Source organism: Streptomyces sp. SID5464, assembly GCF_009862985.1.
In the GTDB taxonomy this organism is placed as follows: Bacteria; Actinomycetota; Actinomycetes; order Streptomycetales; family Streptomycetaceae; genus Streptomyces; species Streptomyces chartreusis_D.
In genome coordinates this window covers 173368-173606 of record NZ_WWIQ01000054.1, presented here as the reverse complement: position 1 = coordinate 173606, position 239 = coordinate 173368, and the positions used below count along the sequence as shown (strand labels likewise).

General features: G+C 69.9%; 1 protein-coding gene. It reads left to right on the top strand.

What is annotated here, in order from left to right:
- Window positions 1–239, top strand: a 239-nt coding sequence (locus GTY47_RS26735) for an aldehyde dehydrogenase family protein (RefSeq protein WP_010044929.1), incomplete at both ends; no start/stop codon positions are given.

Below are 239 nucleotides of genomic sequence, written 5' to 3'. Positions count from 1 at the left end.
ACCGCTCCTGCGCGGCGGGCGGATCCGCAAGCTTTCCTTCACCGGCTCCACGGCCGTCGGACAGCTGCTCCTCGCCCAGAGCGCGGAGGCGGTCGTACGGACCTCGATGGAGCTGGGCGGCAACGCGCCGTTCCTCGTCTTCGAGGACGCCGACCTGGACAAGGCCGTCGACGGCGCGATGGTCGCCAAGATGCGCAACATGGGCGAGGCATGCACGGCCGCCAACCGCTTCTTCGTGC